This is a genomic window from Pontivivens ytuae (assembly GCF_015679265.1).
GTDB classification, from domain to species: Bacteria; Pseudomonadota; Alphaproteobacteria; order Rhodobacterales; family Rhodobacteraceae; genus Pontivivens; species Pontivivens ytuae.
Window position 1 is genome coordinate 4,092,201 of sequence record NZ_CP064942.1, and the last position, 20,272, is coordinate 4,112,472.

General features: G+C 69.4%; 20 protein-coding genes. 12 read left to right on the forward strand and 8 right to left on the reverse strand.

Going from position 1 to position 20,272, the window contains the following annotated elements; translation table 11 throughout:
- Positions 1–159 precede the first annotated feature (159 nt).
- On the forward strand, positions 160–2,322 hold the full coding sequence (locus tag I0K15_RS20430) for an Ig-like domain-containing protein (protein WP_196103315.1): 2,163 nt from the start codon (positions 160–162) through the stop codon (positions 2,320–2,322).
- Between the two features lie 10 nt (positions 2,323–2,332).
- On the opposite strand, the gene I0K15_RS20435 is transcribed toward I0K15_RS20430, so the two are convergent.
- From I0K15_RS20435 to I0K15_RS20455, 5 genes are all read right to left on the reverse strand, one after another.
- Complete coding sequence (locus I0K15_RS20435) at positions 2,333–3,997, reverse strand: FAD-dependent oxidoreductase (protein WP_196103316.1); 1,665 nt, start codon at positions 3,995–3,997, stop codon at positions 2,333–2,335.
- A 112-nt stretch (positions 3,998–4,109) separates the two neighbouring features.
- Positions 4,110–4,466, reverse strand: coding sequence for a DUF3775 domain-containing protein (locus tag I0K15_RS20440; RefSeq protein ID WP_196103317.1), 357 nt, complete (start codon positions 4,464–4,466; stop codon positions 4,110–4,112).
- Positions 4,463–5,659 carry a hypothetical protein gene (locus I0K15_RS20445; RefSeq protein ID WP_196103318.1) on the reverse strand — a complete coding sequence of 399 codons (1,197 nt, stop codon included), beginning with the start codon at positions 5,657–5,659 and terminating at the stop codon, positions 4,463–4,465. The genes I0K15_RS20440 and I0K15_RS20445 overlap by 4 nt, the downstream gene beginning before the upstream one ends.
- Positions 5,660–5,749: 90 nt before the next feature.
- The gene (locus I0K15_RS20450; protein ID WP_196103319.1) at positions 5,750–6,919 is read right to left on the reverse strand and encodes a DegT/DnrJ/EryC1/StrS family aminotransferase; all 1,170 of its coding nucleotides are present in this window, start codon (positions 6,917–6,919) and stop codon (positions 5,750–5,752) included.
- A complete protein-coding gene (locus I0K15_RS20455; protein ID WP_230374203.1) occupies positions 6,916–7,854 on the reverse strand; it encodes a LacI family DNA-binding transcriptional regulator in 939 nt (312 codons plus the stop codon). Before I0K15_RS20455 ends, I0K15_RS20450 begins: the two co-directional genes overlap by 4 nt.
- A gap of 168 nt (positions 7,855–8,022) precedes the next feature.
- Here I0K15_RS20455 and I0K15_RS20460 point away from each other — a divergent pair, with 168 nt between their 5' ends.
- The 9 genes from I0K15_RS20460 to I0K15_RS20500 all read left to right on the forward strand — a co-directional run bounded on the left by I0K15_RS20460 (position 8,023) and on the right by I0K15_RS20500 (position 14,953).
- Positions 8,023–8,832, forward strand: a complete 810-nt coding sequence (locus I0K15_RS20460) for an ABC transporter permease (protein WP_196103321.1) — start codon at positions 8,023–8,025, stop codon at positions 8,830–8,832.
- Positions 8,832–9,608, forward strand: a complete 777-nt coding sequence (locus I0K15_RS20465) for an ABC transporter permease (protein WP_196103322.1) — start codon at positions 8,832–8,834, stop codon at positions 9,606–9,608. Before I0K15_RS20460 ends, I0K15_RS20465 begins: the two co-directional genes overlap by 1 nt.
- A complete protein-coding gene (locus I0K15_RS20470; protein ID WP_196103323.1) occupies positions 9,605–10,396 on the forward strand; it encodes an ABC transporter ATP-binding protein in 792 nt (263 codons plus the stop codon). The genes I0K15_RS20465 and I0K15_RS20470 overlap by 4 nt, the downstream gene beginning before the upstream one ends.
- 23 nt (positions 10,397–10,419) lie before the next feature.
- Complete coding sequence (locus I0K15_RS20475; protein ID WP_196103324.1) at positions 10,420–11,454, forward strand: ABC transporter substrate-binding protein; 1,035 nt, start codon at positions 10,420–10,422, stop codon at positions 11,452–11,454.
- Between the two features lie 27 nt (positions 11,455–11,481).
- On the forward strand, positions 11,482–12,783 hold the full coding sequence (gene hisD / locus I0K15_RS20480; RefSeq protein ID WP_196103325.1) for a histidinol dehydrogenase: 1,302 nt from the start codon (positions 11,482–11,484) through the stop codon (positions 12,781–12,783).
- Positions 12,780–13,514 carry an SDR family NAD(P)-dependent oxidoreductase gene (locus tag I0K15_RS20485; protein ID WP_196103326.1) on the forward strand — a complete coding sequence of 245 codons (735 nt, stop codon included), beginning with the start codon at positions 12,780–12,782 and terminating at the stop codon, positions 13,512–13,514. Before hisD ends, I0K15_RS20485 begins: the two co-directional genes overlap by 4 nt.
- A complete protein-coding gene (locus I0K15_RS20490) occupies positions 13,511–14,449 on the forward strand; it encodes an alcohol dehydrogenase catalytic domain-containing protein (RefSeq protein ID WP_196103327.1) in 939 nt (312 codons plus the stop codon). Before I0K15_RS20485 ends, I0K15_RS20490 begins: the two co-directional genes overlap by 4 nt.
- Before the next feature lie 91 nt (positions 14,450–14,540).
- On the forward strand, positions 14,541–14,759 hold the full coding sequence (locus I0K15_RS20495; RefSeq protein ID WP_196103328.1) for a hypothetical protein: 219 nt from the start codon (positions 14,541–14,543) through the stop codon (positions 14,757–14,759).
- Positions 14,756–14,953, forward strand: a complete 198-nt coding sequence (locus tag I0K15_RS20500) for a hypothetical protein (protein ID WP_196103329.1) — start codon at positions 14,756–14,758, stop codon at positions 14,951–14,953. The genes I0K15_RS20495 and I0K15_RS20500 overlap by 4 nt, the downstream gene beginning before the upstream one ends.
- Before the next feature lie 14 nt (positions 14,954–14,967).
- On the opposite strand, the gene I0K15_RS20505 is transcribed toward I0K15_RS20500, so the two are convergent.
- Genes I0K15_RS20505 through I0K15_RS20515 form a run of 3 tightly spaced genes read right to left on the reverse strand, consistent with a single transcriptional unit; the run spans position 14,968 to position 17,727 of the window.
- Positions 14,968–15,576 (reverse strand): response regulator transcription factor, encoded by a 609-nt coding sequence (locus tag I0K15_RS20505; RefSeq protein ID WP_196103330.1) that lies wholly within the window; start codon positions 15,574–15,576, stop codon positions 14,968–14,970.
- Positions 15,576–16,802, reverse strand: coding sequence for a two-component system sensor histidine kinase NtrB (locus tag I0K15_RS20510; RefSeq protein ID WP_196103331.1), 1,227 nt, complete (start codon positions 16,800–16,802; stop codon positions 15,576–15,578). Before I0K15_RS20510 ends, I0K15_RS20505 begins: the two co-directional genes overlap by 1 nt.
- 28 nt (positions 16,803–16,830) lie before the next feature.
- Positions 16,831–17,727, reverse strand: coding sequence for an MBL fold metallo-hydrolase (locus I0K15_RS20515; protein WP_230374204.1), 897 nt, complete (start codon positions 17,725–17,727; stop codon positions 16,831–16,833).
- Between the two features lie 122 nt (positions 17,728–17,849).
- On the opposite strand from I0K15_RS20515, the gene I0K15_RS20520 reads away from it, so the two are divergent.
- Complete coding sequence (locus tag I0K15_RS20520) at positions 17,850–19,409, forward strand: bifunctional aminoglycoside phosphotransferase/ATP-binding protein (protein WP_196103332.1); 1,560 nt, start codon at positions 17,850–17,852, stop codon at positions 19,407–19,409.
- A gap of 13 nt (positions 19,410–19,422) precedes the next feature.
- Entirely contained in the window at positions 19,423–20,256 is an 834-nt protein-coding gene (locus tag I0K15_RS20525; protein WP_196103333.1) for a universal stress protein, read from the forward strand.
- The last annotated feature ends 16 nt before the right edge of the window (positions 20,257–20,272 follow it).

A 20,272-nucleotide genomic window follows, 5' to 3' on the forward strand; every position in this document is an offset into this window, starting at 1 on the left:
GGAAATCCGCTGGCAGTCCCCAATTGGGGACTTGGCGTCCGCCGCGCAGGCGTGCAGGCAAGACTGTGGGACAGCGCTTTGATCTAACGAGCGAAACCAGCCGTGGGCGCATGGCGCCAGCCTGTCCCGTGGGATAGGTGGGGACAACGGAATCTTCTCATGTTCGGAATGATACGCGTGCGGCGACCTGCACGCCTCCTGCGCGGCTGCGCCGTCGCTGGGATCTGTGCGCTGGCAGGGCTGTCGCCGCACGTGGGCGCAGCGCAGCCCATCGCCGACTTCACGGCCAATCCACTGGTCGGCTGCGAGATCGGGCACAACGTGTTCTTCACGGATAACAGCAGCAACCTTGGCGCATCGCCGTCCTGGTCCTGGGATTTCGGAGACGGGAAGGGGTCGGCACTCCGGAATCCCGTTAACACCTACACACTCGAGGGCTCCTTTACGGCGCGCCTGACGGTGACCGACGGGACGACGGGGCTGTCCGACACCGCAACGGACACGATCCTGGTGGACAACACACATGCGGAGGTGACGACTTTCACCGGGCTGTCGGATCCATTGCCGGGCACGGGCGCGAGCCTGACGCTTTCCTTCTCGGAAGCCGTCACCGGGCTCACAGCGGGTGATTTCGACCTGACGAACCTCGCCGTCGACGGCATCAGCGGGTCGGGTACGAACTATACGGTGGCGGTGCGTCCGCTGGCCGATGGTGCGGTGTCCATCGGGTTGAGACGCGGCACCGTCGAAGACGCCGATAGCGGCTGCGTGGCGGCGTCCTCTCCTCCCGCGGCGCTGACCGCGACGGCAAGCACCGCGACGCCGACCATCGCGCTGAGCACCAGCGGCGGCACGCTTGGACCGGGACAGACCGCGCCGGTGACCTTCACGCTGAGTGTCAGCTCCACCGACTTCACGGCAGGCGACGTGCAGGTCAGCGGGGGCGCACTGAACGGCTTTTCCGGCTCCGGTACCTCCTACTCGGCGACCTTCACCGCGGATGGCAGCGGAGCGCCGGGCGTGTCGGTCGGCAGCGGAGTGTTCTCGGACTCCGTCGGCAACTTCAACGCGGACGGGGCGGATGCGAACAACAGCGTTTCCTTCACGCTCGACGCTACTGGCCCCACGGTCGCGATCAGCGGCGCGCCGGCCGAGATCCGCGGACCTGTGAGCTTCGCGGTGGACATCACCTTCTCGGAGGCCGTCACGGGCTTCACCTTGGGCGACATCAACGCTGTGAACGCCACCGTGACCGGCCTCACAGGCTCGGGCAGCTCCTACACGGCGCAGGTCACAGCGGGCGGAACAGGCAGCGTGACGCTTCAGGTTCCCGCGGGCGTCGCCGTCGACGCGGCGGGCAACGGCAACCTCGCCTCGGCCGTCTTGTCCACCGACGACCGCATCGTGGTGGAGACGCAGGAGGTCATCGCGGACTTCATCGCAGGCCGCACGACGCAGCTCATCGCCAACCAACCCGGCACGATCTGCCTCATGTCGGGGGCGTGCAATGCGGGCTCATTCGACTTCGGTGCGGTGCCGGGCGAGGCCTATTTCAGCTTCGTCTCCCGCGGCGATGGCGACACGTGGGTCCGGGTGAGCGGCTCGCGCACGACATCGGACGACACGGAGGGCGACCATGTGCTGGCGGCCGTCGGCGCGCATCTCGACCTCGGCCCCAACCTGCGGCCGGGCCTCATGCTTCAGCTCGACCACATGCGCACCGAGGATGGCGAGGCGGAGACGGAGGGCACCGGCTGGCTCGCCGGCCCCTACCTGATCGGCAAGCTTCCCGGCCAGCCGCTCTATTACGAGGCGCGCACTCTGTGGGGGGAGAGCCGGAACGAGACGACACCCTTCGGCACCTTCACCGACACGTTCGACACGGACCGTTTCCTCGCCATGGTCCGTGTTGCAGGCGAGCTTGGCGTCGAGGCGTTCACGCTGGTCCCCAGCCTCTCCGCCGCCTATGCCGAGGACGAGCAGCAGCCCTACGAGAACGCGCAAGGGACGCGGGTGCCGGGCCAGTCGGTCTCGACCCGCGAGGTCGCGGCGGGCCTCGACATCTCGGTGCCCGTCGACATCAACACCCAGCGGTGGACCTTCGGGACCGGGATCGCGGCGATCCATGCGCGCACGGACGCGACGGGAGCCGCGCGCGGCGTGGTGCCGCCACAGGACGGCGGGCGGGCACGGCTCAACCTCTCTGCCGAGACGCACACGCTGCTGCCGGGCGGGCTGAGCGTCTCGGGCTTCTTCGACGGGATCGGGCAGTCGGGCTATGAGGCCTACGGCGCCTCCCTGAGCTACGACTGGCGGTTCTGAGCGGAGCTGTCTACCCGTTCAGCTCCGCGAGGAAGGCGTGGACGGCGCTGATGCAGACCGAGCCCTCGCCGACGCCGGAGGCCACGCGCTTGACCGAGCCCGAGCGCACGTCGCCCACGGCGAAGATGCCCGGGACCGAAGTCTGGAACGGGGAGGAGCCGTCGCGGCCCGTGACGACGAAGCCCTTCTCGTCGAGCTCCACGCAATCGTCCATCCAGGCGGTGTTCGGCACCGCGCCGATCATGACGAAGATGTTGCTGACATCCCGCGTCACCGTATCGCCCGTCTTGGTGGACCAGGTGGCCCGCTGCAGGATGCGGTCGCCGTGCAGGGCGGTGAGCTCGGCATTGGTGTGGAGCGTGATGCGGCGCGACTCCTCAATGCGGCTGACGAGGTAGTCGGACATGCTCGCGGCAAGGCTCGGCCCGCGCACCAGCATGTGGACGTGCTTCGCGTGGGCCGACAGGAAGACCGCCGCCTGCCCCGCCGAGTTGCCGCCGCCCACCACGACCACGTCGGTGCCCGCGCAGAACTGCGCCTCGAGTGCCGTGGCGGCGTAGTGTATGCTCTGCCCCTCGTATTTCTCGTAATCGTCGAGGGCGATGCTCCGGTACGTCGCCCCGCACGCGAGGATCACGGCGCGGGCGCGGATATCGCAGCGTGTCTCTGTCGTGACGGTCACGATATCGCCGTCGCGCCGGATGCTGGAGGCGTTGTGCGCGATGGCGAACTTCGCGCCGAATTTCTGACCCTGGATCCAGGCCCGGCCCGCAAGCGCCTGGCCCGAGATGCCGGTGGGAAAGCCCAGATAGTTCTCGATCCGCGAGCTCGTGCCCGCCTGCCCGCCCGGCGCCTCCGCCTCGATCACGATGGTGTCGAGCGCCTCGGACGCTCCATAGACACAGGCCGAGAGTCCCGCAGGCCCCGCACCCACCACCGCGAGGTCGTAGACGTGATCGGGGTCGAGCTCCTCGGTCAGGCCGAGCCGGTCGGCGAGCTCCGACGTGGTGGGGTTGAAGAAGACGTCGCCGTCGGGCGTGCGCACCACCGGCCCCGCGTCGGGATCGAAACCGCTGTCGCCGACGAACCGGCGCGCCGCCTCGCTGTCGGGCTCCAGCCGCTCGACCGGGTAGCCGTTGCGCATCAGGAAGCGGTTGATGCGCAACAGATCCCGGTCATTGCCGCGGCCGAGCAACGTCACACCGGCCTCCGAATGCACGATGAAGGCGGTGCGGCGCAGGATGAAGGCGCGCATCACGATCTCGCCGATGTCCTGCTCGGTGCTCGCCATCCGGCGGAACTGCTCGCGGGTGAGGCGCAAGAGGCGGCTCGGCCCGCCGGTGCGCCCGCCCACGAGGATCGTGCGCTTATTAAAGAGGTCGAGCTCGCCGGTGAACTGGTGCCGCCCGTGGACGGTGATGATGACCGGATCGCCCTCGTCGTCGAGGTCGTAGATCTCGACGCTGCCCTCGAGCACGACGAAGAAGTCGACGCCGCGCTGTCCACGCTCGAACAGGATCGTGCCCGCGTCCATGTCCTCGGCGACGCCGTAATCGGAGAGCCGCGCGATCTGGTCGTCGGTCAGAACCGGGAAGGTCTGCTGCTCCCGTGCGTAGGGATCGGTGGCACTGACCGACTGGCGCGCGCCCTCGATCGCCGTGGTGTCGTTGGTCATGCGGCGCTCCTGCTCGGTCAATGGGGCCGAGGCGGCAGGTCCGCCTGCCCCGGCTCCTCTGAGCTAGACAGGGCGCGGGCGGAGTCAACGGGCGCCCGCTCTCCGGCTCCGCTCAGTAGTCGCCGTCGAGCAGGAGGTGGTCGTGCCCGATCTCCTCCAGCCCCGCCGCGATCTCGTCCGCGGCGAGCGGCTGGGCGATGATGTAGTCGAAGCAGGGGCCGGTGTGGCGATCCTCGGCGAGGGCCACCGCCTCCTCCCACTCGTCCTCGCTGAAATCACCGCGGCCGACCCAGAGGAGCGCCACCAGTTCGTGCTGCTGGTCCCGGTCGAGGGAGGCGATTTCGGCCTGCAGCTCGTTGCGGCGCAGGTCGGTGCCCTCCTCCACCGTCAGGTCTTCGCCAGCACCCAGCGCGCGAAGCTGCTGGATCATCGTGCGCATGGCATCGGGCGGGATCGTGAGGTCCTTCATGCCGGGCGCCCCTCCTTCGGCTCCATCATCTCGTCATGTTCGTCGGGATCGACGCCGGGCATGGCCGCGCGCAGCACCCCTTCGGTCAGCGCGCCGACGCCGAAGAAGACGATGGCGAAGTTCGCGACCCAGCCGATCACCGGGATGAAGTTCAACAGCGCGGCCCCCGTGATGGCACCCGCCAGCACCGCGATGCGCGCGGGCAGCGACGGCGTGTCGCCGAGGCCCCCGGCCCGCGCCAGCGCCATGGCGATCACGTAGGCGCCGAGTAGGTAGCCGAGCACCCAGCCCAGCACGACGCCGAGCAGCGCGATGGGCACCAGCGGAATGCCGATCACGCTCATGGCCGAGATCGGGATCAGGCCCACCAGCGTCGAGAAGCCGATGGCCCCCAGCAGCACCGTCAGCCACGGCCGGTTCAGCGCCATGCGCCGCATCACCGCCACCCGCTGCGGCACGAGGGCGAGGAACGTGGCCCCCAGCGCCAGCAGGAAGCCGAGCGTCACGAGATAGCCGCCGATGATCGCGAAGGTGGACGGCCCTTCGGGCAGCCCCTCCCACCCCATCTCGTCAAGATCGGGCCAGTTCTCCGCATCGAAATCCACATAGGTGATGCGGCCCGCGGGCACGACCTCGGTCGGGACGGCGACCTGCTGGGGCGTCGACAGCATCAGCGTGCCGTCGATCCGGGCATCGGAGCCGAAGGTGACGTCGGCGGCGTTGATCAGCACATCGCCCGAGACCGGCCCGTCGAGATGGACCTCTCCGGCGGAGACGAAGAGCGTCCCTCCGATGGTGCCGCGCAGCGTGGCGGACCCGGCGAAGACGCGCAGGCTGCCGTTCACGCTCGCATCCGTGTCGACGGTGATCGACATGCCGGCGAGCAGCGCATCGCGCCCAGCCGCGCCGCTCAGCACCACCTGTCCACCGGCAGCGACAATGTCGCCCGCGACCCGCGCAGGGATATCGACGGAAAACGCGCTGGCGTAGAGATCCTCGGCCACCGTGCCCGAGACGCGGGTCCGCGCGCCCGCGATCAGCAGGTCGCCGGAGATCGTATCGGTCTGCTCGACCCGGCCCCCGGCAACGAACCGGTCCTGGCCAAGCTGGGTTTCCGTCTGGTCGGCCACCGCTGCAGGTGGCGTGCAGAGGATGGCGAGGGTCATAAGGGCCCGCAGGGCAAGGCGTTTCATCGCAACTCTCCTGATCGCTTCGACCAAGGGATGCGCCTTTCGCGGGGACCGGACTTTGACCCGTATCAACTCGCGGTCACGGACGTGAGGTCAGCGGGCCTCGACCGCGTCCACGATCAGGGCCCCGATCTCCCGGCATTCGGGGACGGAGAAGGTGAGCGGCAGCCGCATGTCCATCAGCGTCGCAAGGATCGCATCGGTCCGCGGCAGGTCCTGCGGGGCGATGTAGCGCCAGCTTCGATGGGCGGAGGTGAAGCCCGCCGGGTGCTGGGCACCGAACCACTTGAGCTCCACCCCCCGCTCGGCGGCACGGGCGAGCAGATCTTCGGGCGCCACGCCCTCGACCTGAAACTGGATCGAGCTGCCGACCCGCAAGGCGGCCGCCGGGGCCTCCGGCAGGCGGATCGCGGGGCTGCGGGCGAGCTCCTCGCGCACCGCGGCCTCCCGCTCCACCCAGCGGCTCACATTGGCGTCCAGCTGGGCGAGCTGCGGCAGCAGGATCGCCGCGCGCAGGTTGTCCATGCGTGCCGACATGTTTGGCGTGTCGAGTGCCACGTCGGCGAAGGCCTCCGGCCCCGGCGCCGCCCCGTGCCGCCCGTAGAGCATGTAGGAGCCCGAGAGCATCACCGCCCGCGCCATCACCTCCGGATCGCGGCTGGTGAGGAACCCGCCCTCGCCGGAGTTCATGTGCTTGTATGTCTGGGTCGAGAAGCACGCGATGCGCCCGAAATTGCCGCTGAGCGTGTTGTTCCAGCGCGCGCCCATGGTGTGTGCACAGTCCTCGATCACCGTCAGATCGTGGGCCTCCGCCACCTTCATCAGCGCGTCCATGTCCGCGAGATGCCCGCGCATGTGCGAGAGCAGCAGCACCCGCGCCTGCCCCGCCTTCGCCGCGAGGTCGTCGAGGTCGATCACCAGATCCTCGGTGATCTCGACGAGCACGGGCCGCCCGCCGACCGCCGCGATCGCACCGGGCACGGGGGCGAGGGTGAAGCCGTTGGTCAGCACCGCATCGCCTGGCCGCACCCCGACCGCGCGCAGGGCGATCTGCATCGCTTGCCCGCCCGAGGTCACGGCGAGGCAATAGGGCACGCCCTGCCACTCCGCATAGGCCCGCTCCAGTCGCGCGGCCGCGCCACTTTCCCCCGGGGCGACGTTGTAGCGGTGCAGGCGGCCGCTGCGCATGACCTCGACGGCGGCGGCGATCGCCTCCTCGGGCAGGGCCTCCTGCTGGGTGAAGCTGCCGGCGAAACGCTTCATAGGGCGGGCTCCATCGTGGTCTCCCGCACGATCAGGCGGGGGGTGAGCTTGTGGGAGGGGGGCGGCGTCTCGCCCTCCACCGCGTCGATCAGGGCCGCGGCGATCAGCTCGCCCATCTCGACGGCGGGGACATGCATGGTGGTGAGCGCCGGCGACATCTCGGCCGAGAGCGTGAGGTTGTCGAAGCCGGTCACGGCGAGATCCTGCGGGATCCGCACCCCGGCCGACTGCGCTGCGAGAATAGCGCCGAGCGCGATGGTGTCGTTGCCGCAGATCACCGCCGTGGGCTTCGTCGCGAGCAGCCGGGGCAGTGCCGCGCGCGCATCGCGGATCGAGTAGGCGACCTCGGCCAGGCGGTCGGAGCGCAGTTCCAGTCCATGGTGGACGAGCCGCGCACGGACGCCCGCGACCCGGTCCCGCGCGCGGTCATTGGCCTGCGTGTTCGCGGCCAGCATGGCGATCTCGCGGTGGCCACGCTCGACGAGGTGATCGACCAGCGGATGCATGGCCGCGCCGTTGTCGAAGCCGACATTGGCCGTGCCCGGCTGCGGATCGAAGCTCCATCCGCAGACATGCAGCAGGCCGGTCTTCTTCAGCAGGTCCTGCGCCGCGGGCGCGCGGTGGTTGCCCACCAGCATCAGGCCGTCGACACCCCGCTCGATCATGCGGCGGATGAGCTCCGTCTCCAGCTCCGGATCGTAGTTGGAGATCGCGATGAGCAGCGTGTAGCCGCGCCCGCGCGCCGCCTCCTCCAGCGCGTTCACCCCTTCGGCGAAGATCGCGTTCTTCAGCGTCGGGATGATCGCGCCGAGCGTGCGGGACCGGCGGGTCGCGAGGCTCTGCGCCGCGACGTCCGGAATGTAGCCGAGCTCGGTCATCGCGGCCTCGACCCGGGTGCGCACATCGTCGCGCACCAGGTCCGATCCGTTGAGCACCCGACTCACCGTGGCGGTTGAGACCCCCGCCCTTCGCGCAACGTCGAGCTGTGTAACCTGCCGTGACAAATGCCAAATCCCCTGCAACGTGGACGCCGAAGATAACCCTTGCCCGACTCGATTGTACACGCTTACAGTGACGATGTAAGCGCATACAACGGAGATTTCATGCTCACAGGCGCCACGGAGAAGCGGACACCCTGGGGGCGGTTCGTCACGCGGTCCTCCCTGACGGGGATGCTGACCATCGTGGCCGTCCTGCTGATCTGGTACCTGCTGACCAGCGTCACGGGCTTCGTGAACGAGTTCCGCTTTCCGACGCCCGAGGGCTTCGTGGCCGCCTTCGGCCGACTGGCCTTCGACGGCTATGCGGGCGGCACCCTCGTCGAGCAGACGCTGCAAAGCCTGTGGCTGGTCGTCACCGGCTTTCTGACCGCGATCGCCGTGGGCGTGCCGCTCGGCTTCATCATGGGCTACGACAAGCGAGCGGAGGCGTTCTTCAACCCCGTCTTCCTGCTCTTGCGGCCCATCCCGCCGCTCGCCTGGATCCCGCTCGCCATCGTCTGGCTGGGGCTGAGCGACGCGTCGAAGATCATGGTGATCTTCGTCTCCGCCTTCGTGCCCTCCGTCATCAACACCTATACCGGCACGCGCAACGTGAAGAAGACGCTGGTGGAGGCCGCGCGCGTCCATGGCGCGGGCACCGGTCGGCTGATCCGGGAAGTCTACCTGCCCGACGCCGCCCCGATGATCTTCACCGGGCTGCGGCTGTCCCTTCAGGCGAGCTGGACGACGCTGGTCGCGGCCGAGCTCGTCGGCGCGTTCCTCGGCCTCGGCCGCGTGCTGCAGACCGCCTATCGCGACGTGAACACGGCGATGATCCTGGTGGCGATGGTCTGCATCGCGGTGGCGGGCGCTCTCACGACCCGGCTGCTCGCGCAGGTGGAAAAGCGCGTGATCCGCTGGAGGACCGTCTGATGCGGCAGGAGCATGGCCCCCTCTGGCCCTGGTCCGTCGCGGGTCTGGTCCTGTTCTTCGGGGTCTGGCAGGGCGTGGTGTCCGCCGGTCTCGTCTCCAACTTCGTCCTGCCCTCGCCCATCGAGGTCATCGACCGCACGATCACCCTGATGGGCCGCCCCTTCGCGGGCTTCACGCTTCAGGAGCACCTCCTGTCGAGCTTTGGCCGCTTCATGGGCGGCTTCGCGCTCGCCGCGATCATCGGCGTGCCGCTCGGCCTGATGATGGGGCGGTTCCGGCTCCTGGAGGACATCATCACCCCGCTCTTCGAGGGCTATCGCTACGTCGCCCCGCTCGCCTGGGTGCCGTTCGCGGCACTCTGGTTCGGGACGGGCATCGGCGGGCCGATCATGGTGATCTTCACCGGGGCCTTCGCGCCTTGCGTAATCAACGCCTATCGCGGCGCGCGGCTCGTCGACATGCATCTGATCGAGGCGGCGCAGACCCATGGTGCGAGCGAGTTCCGCATCGCGCGGGAGGTGCTGCTGCCCGGCGCCCTGCCCTCGATCACCGCAGGCCTGCGCATCGCCGCGGGCCTCGGCTGGCAATCGCTGATCGGCGCGGAGCTGATCGTGGTCTCGTCCGGCATCGGCTACGTGATGGTGCAGGGCCAGTCCAACCTGAGCCCGTCCACCGTGATGACGGCAATGCTGGTGATCGGCCTGACGGGCCTCGCTATCGACTACGCGCTGCGCTTCGTGGAGGCGCGCGTCCGGGCCAAGTGGGAGGGCGCATGAGCGACATCATCTTCGACGGAGTGACCAAGGTCTTCGGCCGCGGCGGCAAGCCCTTCGTCGCCATCGGCGGCATCGATTTCGAGGTGAAGGACAAAGAATTCATCTCCGTCGTCGGGCCCTCGGGCTGCGGCAAGACCACACTGATGCGCATGGTGGCGGGGCTGGAAACGCCGACCGAGGGCGAGGTCCGCGTGGCGTCGAAGAAGGTCACAGGTCCCGGCCCCGACCGCGCCGTTGTCTTCCAGCAATTCGCGCTCTTCCCGTGGAAGACGGTCTACGAGAACATCACCTTCGGCATGCGCTCCCGCGGCGCGTCGAAGAAGGAGCGGGACGACGCCGTCGACCATTACCTCACGCTGATGAAGATGGAGGGGACGGAGCAGTCCTACCCTCACCAGCTTTCGGGCGGGATGCAGCAGCGGGTCGCCATCGCGCGCAGCTACGCGACCGAGCCGGGCGTGCTCCTGATGGACGAACCCTTCGGCGCGCTCGACGCGCAGACCCGAACGATCATGCAGGAAGAGCTGGTGCGCCTCTCCCATGTGAACCCGCGCACCGTTTTGTTCATCACCCACTCGGTGGAAGAGGCCGTGTATCTGGCCGACCGCGTGGTGGTGATGGGCCGCAACCCTGGCCGCATCAAGGAGGTGATCGAGGTCACCTCGACGCGTGAGAGCGAGGGATGGTCCGAAGAACCCATCGACGACGTGATGGAGATGCCGAGCTTCACGCATCTGCGCGGGCAGGTCTGGCGTCTGCTGCGGGAAGAGATGGGCGACGACCGCTAACGACCAACAAGGGAGACTACGCGATGAAACTACGCATGACTCTGGCGGCCCTGGCCTCGGCCACCGCCCTTGCCGTGCCTGCGACGGCGCAGGACGACATCAACGTGAGCTACCAGCCCGCGCTCTACTGGGCGCTGCCGTTCTACGTGGCGGACCAGATGGGCTGGTGGGACGAGGTGGGCCTTGGCCCGAACTACTCCACCTTCCCCTCCGGCGCCCCACAGGTCGCGGCCGCCGCGGCGGGTGACTGGGACGTAGGCGGTACCGGCTCGGCCCCGGCCGTTTTGGGCGCTGCCCGCTTCGACATCGTGACGATCGGCATCACGAACAACGAGAGTGCGGGCAACGCCATGATGGTCCGCGGCGACGATGCCGAGGCCGTCCGCGCCGATCCGGCGGAGGCCCTGCGCGGGCAGCAGCTCCTCGTCACCACCAACTCCACCGGCGAGTATGCCTCCGCGGCGTGTATCGAGAGCTTCGGGCTGACCTATCCCGATGACGTCGAGGTGGTGAACCTGAACCAGCAGGAGATCATCTCCGCCTTCGCGACCGGCACCGGCGCCATGGCGGGCCTCTGGGCGCCCAACATCTACACGCTGGAGGAGCGTGCGGGGGCCGAGCTCCTCTGCTCCGGTCAGGACGCGGGCGCCATCGTGCCCGGCGCGCTGATCGCCCGACGCGACTATGCCGAGGAAAACCCGGAGATGGTCGCCCGCTTCCTCGCCGTCTTCCTGCGCGGAGTACAATGGATCCGCGACAACAACGACGAAGCGGTCTCGATGATGGCCGATTTCTACGCGCTCACGGGCGTGGAGCTGCCGGAGCAGTACCTGCAGCGCGAGATCGACACGCGGCCGATGTTCACCCTCGACGAACAGCTGGGCCTGTTGACGGGCGACAACCCGGAAGCGGTGCAGTGGTTTAACGGACTGGGCGGCTACATGACCTCGACCGGGACGCTGGAGAGCGAGCTGGACGCCGCGACCTTCATCGACCCGCAATACATGCAGCTGGTGGCGGACACGCCGGAACTGGCTGCCTTTGCCAACGGCGAGTGACGCCAGAAGTGTAGGAGATCCAAGAGGATGGAATATCTGAAGAAGGCCGCGAAGACCGCAGCGACCGGGGAGCGCGACGTGCGCGACACGGTGCAGGCCATCCTCGACGAGATCGAAGCGGGCGGCGAGGATGCCGCCCGCGCCTATGCCGCGAAATTCGACAAGTATGAAGGCGAGATCGTGGTGGGGGCCGAGGCCCGCGCCGCGGCGGCCGACAAGGTGAGCGACAAGCTCAAGGACGACATCCGCTTCGCCCGCGACAACGTCCGCCGCTTCGCCGAGGCGCAGCGCGACGCGCTGGTCGACACCGAGTACGAGGTGCTGCCGGGCCTGATCGCCGGGCAGAAGCAGATCCCGGTCAGTGCCGCGGGCTGCTACGCTCCCGGGGGCCGCTATTCCCACGTCGCGAGCGCAATCATGACCGTAACCACGGCGAAGGTGGCCGGGGTCGGCCACGTCTCCGCCTGTTCGCCGCCGCGCGATGCCGACGGGATGCACCCGGCGGTGCTCTACGCGCTCGACGCCTGCGGGGCGGACACGATCCTCAATCTCGGCGGGGTGCAGGGCATCGCCGCCATGACCTTCGGCCTCTTCGGCACGCCACCCGCGCGGGTGCTGGCCGGCCCCGGCAACCAGTTCGTGGCCGAAGCGAAGCGCATCCTCTTCGGCCGCGTCGGCATCGACATGTTCGCGGGGCCCACCGAAAGCATGGTGATCGCCGATGCGAGCGCCGATCCGGAGGTGGTCGCCGCCGACCTCGTGGGTCAGGCCGAGCACGGCTACAACTCGCCGGTCTGGCTGATCTCCACCGACCGCGCGCTGGCCGAGGAGGTGGCGCGGCTCGTCCCCAAGCAGATCGCCGACCTGCCCGGTCTCAACCGCGAGAACGCGGAGAAGGCCTGGGACGAGTATGGCGAGATCATCCTGTGCGATGGCCGAGACGAGGCGGTGCGCGTCAGCGACGAATACGCCTCCGAACACCTCCAGATCCAGGCGGACGACCTCGACTGGTGGCTCGCCAACCTCTCCAACTACGGCTCGCTGTTCCTGGGTGAGGAGACGACGGTGGCCTATGGCGACAAGGTCTCCGGCCCCAACCACGTGCTGCCCACAAAGGGGGCCGCGCATTACACTGGGGGTCTCTCGGTCGGCAAGTTCATCAAGACCGTGACCTGGCAGAAATCCACGCGCGAGGCCAATCGCGACATCGCGCAGGCCTGCGCCCGGATCAGCCGGCTGGAGGGGATGGAGGGTCACGCACGCACCGCAGACATCCGCCTCGCCAAGTACTTCCCGGGCGAGAACTTCGACCTCTCCGCCACGGGATGAGCGATCTCTTCGATCTCACGGGCCGGGTGGCGGTGGTCACCGGCGCATCGTCCGGGATCGGAGCACATCTTGCGCAGGCTCTGGTGCGGGCCGGAGCCAAGGTCGTCGCCGTCGCACGGCGGCCTGACGCGCTGGCCGGGCTGGGCGCGGGGATAACCGCCCACCCGGCCGACCTGTCCGGGGTCGCGGACTGGGATGGTTTCGCCGAGGCGCTGGCAGCGCATCACGGTCCCCCGCAGATCCTGTTCAACGCCGCTGGCGTCAATTTCCGCCAGCCTTGGGACGACATCAGTGCAGAGAGCTGGCGCGCGACGCTCGCCATCAACCTCGACGTGCCGTTCTTCCTCGCCCGCGCGCTGGTGCCGGGGATGGGCGGCTGGGGGCGCATCGTGAATTTCGCCTCGCTGCAATCCTCCCGCGCGTTCCCCAACTCCATGGCCTATGGCGCGTCGAAAGGCGGGATCGCGCAGCTCACCCGCGCCATGGCCGAGGCATGGTCGCCGCAGAGCATCACCGCCAACGCCATCGCCCCCGGATTCTTTCCGACCGAGCTCACCGGCCCCGTCTTCTCAGACCCCGAGCGGGCGGCGCGCAACGCCGCACAAACCGCAATCGGGCGGAACGGCGAGATGGAGGATCTGACCGGCCCCGCGCTCTTCCTCGCGTCCGAGGCATCGCGCTACGTCACGGGCCAGGTGCTGCATGTGGACGGAGGCTTCACCGCGAAATGAAGGCGCTCGTCTATACCGGCCCCAACACCCTGCAACTGCGCGAGGTGCCGCCCCCGCAGGCCCCGTCGGTGGAGGTCGCGTTCTGCGGCATCTGCGGCTCGGACATGCACGCCTGGGCCGGGCACGACGACCGCCGCCCCGCCCCGCTGGTGCTGGGCCACGAGATCGCAGGCACCTATCAGGGCAGGCGCGTGACGGTGAACCCGCTGGTGACCTGCGGTGTGTGCACCTATTGCCGGAGCGGACGCGATAACCTCTGCCCCGACCGCCAGATCCTCTCCATGCCGCCGCGGCCCGGTGGGTTCGCCGAGGCCGTCGCGGTACCCGAGCGCAACCTGATCGACGTGCCAGACGATGTGTCGCTGGAGGCAGCGGCGCTGGCCGAACCGCTCGCCTGTGGCTGGCATGCGGTGCGGCTGGCCGGGCGGCTCCTCGATCTGGGACGCGCCGAATGCCTCGTCCTCGGCGGTGGCGCGATCGGTGCCGGGGCCGCCCTCGCGCTGCACGCCCACGGCGCCGGACGGATCATGCTGGTGGAGCCCCATGCCGAGCGCCGCGCGCGCCTTGCCGACCTGCCCGCGAAGCTGTCGGACGCGGCGGTGGAAGCCGATCTCGTCATCGACGGCGTCGGCATCGATGCCACACGCGCGGCCGCCTTCGCCCATGTGCGCCCCGGCGGCGTGATCGCCCATATCGGGCTCGGCGGCGGCACCGGCGGCTTCGACCCGCGCCGCGCCACGTTGCAGGAGATCACCTTCTTCGGCACCTACACCTACACCGCCGCCGATTTCGCCGCGACCGCCGCCGCGATCTTCGACGGGCGGTTGCCGGTCGAGGGGCTCTACGAAGTGCGTGCGCTCGACGACGGCGCACAGGCCTTCACCGACCTTGCCGAGCGTCGGGTCGCGACGCCGAAGGTCTTGCTTCGGCCTTGATATCCGGCCTTTGACCTGCCTCAAGACCTCGGTCGCGCCGCCCCGCCACTATGGGCCTACACCCGTCCGACACGGGTGCAGGAGAGAGCCCGTGATCGACCCGGAGCACAGCACCGGCGCCCGCCGCGAGACGGGCGACAGGCGGCCCGCAGCAAGGCGCCGCGGCGTGTTGCGCGTGCTCCTCAGCCTCATCCGCCTGCGCCGCCGTCGCCTGAGCCGCGCCCGCCGGACGGCCCTGCCCGTGCCGCGCGGAGGCGAGGCGCCGCCCTGGCAATCCGCCTCCGACCGCGCGCGGCGGGGCGAGCCATGAAGAAGCAGGAGCGGGTGAAGATCGTGCGCAGCGGCACCGTCCGCTGTCGCGGGCGGCTCACTCGGACCCATGCGGTGATCGCCCTGCGCCTGCCGCCCGGCCGCACGATGGCGTGCCCGATCTGTGGCCAACGCTTCCGCCGCGCGCCGGACTGGACCAGTGTCTCCCACGCCGCCTGGCCCCGCCCGGAGTGACCAGGCGGCGCCCCTCAGATCTGCGCGTCACCGTCCGGATCGATCCCCGCCTTCAGCGCCATGCGCACGAGGTGGGAGAGGCTCTTCGCCCCCGTCTTGCTCATCACCCGCGCGCGGTGCAGCTCGACCGTTTTGGGACTGACGCCGAGGCGGTGGGCGATGATCTTGTTGGGATGGCCCGCCACGACCTCGCGCATCACGTCGGTCTCCCGCGGGGTGAGGCGGGCGAGGCGCGCGGCGCAATCCGCGCCCTCGGGCGTACGGGCGATGGCGGTGCGCAGGCGGCGGACGAGATCCTCGTCGTCAAACGGCTTTTCGATGAAGTCCTGCGCGCCCTCCTTCAGGGCATGGACCGCCATCGAGATGTCGCCATGGCCGGTCATGATGATGACCGGGATGTGCCGCTCCACGCCGCGAAACGCCTTCATCACGCTCAGCCCGTCATCGCCCGGCAACCGCACGTCGAGGAGCACGCAGGCCCAGCGGCCCGGTGCGGCGGCAGCGAGGAACGTCTCCCCGTCCTCGAAGAGCTCCGCCTCGAAACCCCAGGCGCCCAAAAGGGCCGCGAGCGAGGCTGCAACCGCCCCGTCATCCTCGACAATGCCGACCGGTGCGCCCTGCATCACGTGCCCGCCGTGGGAAGGGTGAAGCGGATCTCCGCCCCGCCGCCGGGCGCGTTCGCGGCCCAGATCCGACCGTCATGCGCCTCCACGATGCTGCGGCAGACGGCGAGGCCGATGCCGAGGCCGCGTTCCTTGGTGGTCACGAGCGGGTCGAACATCCGCTCCATCATCTCCACCGTCAGGCCCGGCCCGGTGTCGCGCACGCTGACCACGATCTCCGACTGGTTGGCACCGGCGCGAAGCTCGATCCGCCCGGGGTCGAGATGCGGGGCGGAGCTCACCTGCACCGGCGTCTCCCGCGCCTCCTCCATCGCCTCGTAGGCATTGGTGAGCAGGTTCACGAGCACCTGCTGGATCTGGATGCGGTCGGCGAGCACCGGCGGCAGGTCCTGGCGCAGGTCGAGTGCGACCTGAGGCCCGTCGCGATCCTCGGTCGCGCGCACGGCGCGCACTGCCTCCACGATGATGTCGTTGATGTCGTCGGGCCGGATGTCGGCGCGGCCCCGCTCGACCATCATGCGCATCCGCTTCACGATCTCGCCCGCGCGGAGGGCCTGCTCCGCGATCGCCTCAACCTGCCGGGTGAGGGCCGCAAGGTCCGGCTCCTCCGCCTTGACGGTCCGCTGGGCCGCCCGCGCGTAGTTGGAGATCGCGGTCAGCGGCTGGTTGATCTCGTGCGCGATGGCGGACGACATCTCGCCCAGCATCTGCAGGCGGGAGACCTTGTCGAGCGTGCGCTGCAGCTCCCGCGCGCGCCGTTCGGCCTCCACCCGGTCGCTGATGTCGCGGATGAAGCCGGTGAAGATCCGCTCGCGTCCGAATTGCAGCTCGCCCACTGCGAGCTCGGCCGCGAAGATCTCCCCGCTCTTGCGCTGGGCCCGCACCTCCCGCCCGATGCCGATGATCCGCTTCTCCTGCGTCTCGCGGTAGTGGCGCATGTAGTCGTCGTGTTCGCTGCGATAGGGCTCGGGCATCAGGCAGTTCACGTTGCGGCCCAGTACCTCGTCCTCGTCATAGCCGAAGATGCGCTCGGCCGCGGGGCTGAAGCTGAGGATGTGCCCGTCATCGTCGACCGTGACCACCGCGTCGGGCGCCGTCTGGATGATGAGATCCAGCAGCGAGCCATCGGTCGGCGTTCGCCTTCGGATGTGATCGGATTTCGGCAGCGCGTCCTCCCGCTCCGGCAGGCGGCGCCGGGATGGCGGGCCTGCCTCTAGGTCTAGCATGGTTGCGGATCAGGACCACGCCGCGTGATCACAGCCGGTCGAGCGGCACCTTCATGTAGCGCACGCCATCGGCCTCGGGCTCCGGCAACTGACCGCCCTTCATGTTCACCTGGAGCGACGGGATGATGAGCTTCGGGACCGGCAGTGTCGCGTCGCGCGCCTCCCGCATCTCGATGAAGGCCTCTCGGCTGCGGCCCTCGCCCACGTGGATGTTCGACGCGCGCTCCTCTGCCACCGTCGTCTCCCACGCGATGTCGCGTCCTCCGGGGCCGTAATCGTGGCACATGAAGAGCCGCATGGCGTCGGGCAGCGACAGGATCCGCTGGATGGAGTCGTAGAGCTCGCCCGCATCGCCGCCCGGAAAATCCGCCCGCGCCGTGCCGCCATCGGGCATGAAGAGCGTGTCGCCGACGAAGGCCGCGTCGCCGATCACATGGGTCATGCAGGCGGGCGTATGGCCCGGCGTGTGGAGGGCGACGGCGGTCAGCCCGCCGATCTCGTAAGTATCGCCATCGGCGAAGAGCCGATCGAACTGCGAGCCGTCGCGCTGGAACTCGGTCCCCTCGTTGAAGATCTTGCCGAAGGTTTCCTGCACCGCGACGATGCCCTGCCCGATCCCGATCCTGCCGCCCAGCCGCTCCTGAATATAGGGGGCGGCGGACAGATGATCGGCGTGCACATGGGTCTCGATCAGCCATTGCAGGTCGAGGCCCTGCGCCCGGATATGCTCGATCAACGCATCCGCGTGGGTGAAGGCGATCCGCCCCGCGGCGTAGTCGATGTCCATCACGCTGTCGATCACCGCGCAGGCGCTGCTGCCCGGATCGCGCACGATGTAGCTGATCGTGTTCGTCGCGGGATCGAAGAATGCCTCGACCTCCGCATGCTGGCTCATGTCGATGGGCAGCTCGCTCAGATCCTTCATCTCGTCCTCCCTGCTCCATGTCCTGTCCCAGCGTCGCGCCGCGCGATCATCGGATCAAGGGGGAGGCCGTGATTTGATCCCGCTCAAGGCGCGCGCAGAGCCGCTGCGCCAGACTCAGGGCCATGGAGCAAACAAAGCCCGCCGCGCCGCCCTCTTCCAACGGATCCGACGAGGACGCCATCATCGCCTTTCTGAGCGACGGCGCCGACCGGATCGTGGAGACACACGCGGCCCGGATCTTCCTGCGCGAGGGCGAGGCGCTGAAGACGAAGCGCCCCGTGAAATACGACTACCTCGATTTTTCCACGCCCGACCGCCGCCGCTCCGCCCTTGCGCGCGAGTTGGAGCTCAACGCCCGCCACGCGCCGCAGATCTACCGCGATCTTGTGCCCGTGACGCGCGACGAGGCCGGCACCCTCGCCCTCGCCGGCAAGGGCGCGCCCGTGGACTGGGTCCTGCGCATGCACCGCTTCCCGGCGGAGGACGAGCTCTCCTCAATCGCGATGCGCGGTCGCCTCGATGGCGCCCTGGCCGAGCGGCTGGGCGAGGTCGTGGCGCGCTACCACGCCACCTGCCCGGTGCGCGAGGCCGACGGCGCGACCCTGATCGTGGAGATCCTCGACGAGCTCGACGCAGCGTTCGGCGACATGGCCGACATGCTGGACGAGGACATGCTCGCCGACCTGCGCACGCGCTCGCGGCTTAGCTTCGGCCAGCTCGCGCCGCTCCTGCGCCGCCGGGCGCGCGCGGGCCGGGTGCGGCGCGCGCATGGCGACCTGCACCTGCGCAACATCGTGATGATCAACGGCGTGCCCGTCCCCTTCGATGCGCTGGAATTCGACGAGACGCTGGGCACCTGCGACGTTCTCTACGACCTCGCCTTCCTGCTGATGGACCTTCTGGTGCAGGGCCTCCCGCTCGCCGCGAACCGGACCTTCAACGCCTGGCTCGGCGCGACGCGGTCGATGGAGGATGAGCAGGGCCTCGCCGCCCTACCCCTCTTCATCGCGATCCGCGCGGCGATCCGGGCCATGGTCGACGTGCAGACCGCGCGCCTTGGCGGGCACCAGCCGCAGGACGCGCGCCGCCACCTCGCCCTCGCCCTGCGTGCGCTGGAGACGCCGCCTGCCTGCCTGATCGCCGTCGGCGGGCTCTCGGGCGTGGGCAAGACCGCCGTCGCCCGCGCGCTCGCCCCCGATCTCGGCCCCCTGCCCGGCGCGGTGCATCTGAGTGCCGATCTCGAGCGCAAGGCGCATTTCGGCGTCCCGCCGCTGCACCGTCTGGGCGACGAGGCCTATACGCCGGAGGCGAACGCCGCCGTGCAAGCCCGGCTCCATGCCCGCGCCGCGCGCTGCCTCGCCGCCGGGCACGCCGTGATCCTCGACACCACCCATCTCGACATCGCCAACCGGGCGGAGACCGAGGCGCTGGCTCGTGCAGCACACGTGCCCTTCTGCGGCATGTGGCTGACGGCACCGCCCAAAACCCTGCATGCCCGCATCGCGGCGCGCAACGGCGACGCCTCGGATGCCGATGCCCGCGTGCTCGACATGCAGCTCGCCCGCGACCCCGGCCCGAGCGACTGGACGCCGATCGACGCGGCTCGCGAGCTGCCGCGCGTACTCGACACCGCACGCCGGACCGCAGCCGCCGCGATCTGTTCCCACATGCCACAACCCTGAACGGGAGGACGCCATGCCCCTTCGCACCATCCTGAGCTGCCTGTCGACGGAGGGCCAGGCCCACACGGTCCTCAGCCCCGCCGCCGCCCTCGCCCGCCGCACCGACGCGCACCTGATCGGCCTGCACACGCTGGAGGCGATGGTGATCTATCCCGGCATCGCCGTGCACGTGCCGGAGACCGTCCAGACCACCTTCACCACCGCCCAGCGCGAGCGTGCACAGGTCGTGCGCACCCTCTTCGACGAGCGGCTGAGGGGCGAGACGTTCACCTCCGAATGGCGGGAGATCAAGACCGAGGCCGCCGCCAGCCCCGACCGCATGATCGAGGCCGCGCGCACTTCCGACCTCGTCGTCATGGCCCGCGCGGGTGGCGACGGCGACCGCGACGACCAGCCCTACGTGCAGGAGCGCATGATCCGCGAAAGCGGCCGACCTGTCCTGCTGATCCCGCCCAAGCTGAAGGATCCGGAGATCGGCAAGAGCGTCGTCATCGGCTGGAGCTCGACCCGCGAGGCGGCGCGCGCCGTCCACGACGTCCGCCCGCTGCTGCAGGAGGGGGCGGAGGTCTACATCGTCACCGTCACCGGCAGCCTCGACCAGTCAGACAGCCTTGCGACGGAGCTCGCACGCACGCTGTCGCGCCACGGCTTCAAGGCCGAGGTGGTGCGCCGCGCCCAGGATGGCCAGTCCATCGCGGAGTGCCTGTTGCAGGAGGCGTTCGAGCGTGGCGCCGACCTGATCGCCACCGGCGCCTTCGGCCATTCCCGCCTCTTCGACTTCGTTATCGGCGCCGTGACGCTGGAGCTGATGAGGAAGGCGGAGCGGCCGGTGCTTCTGTCCACCTGAGCCGCTCCGCCGCGCA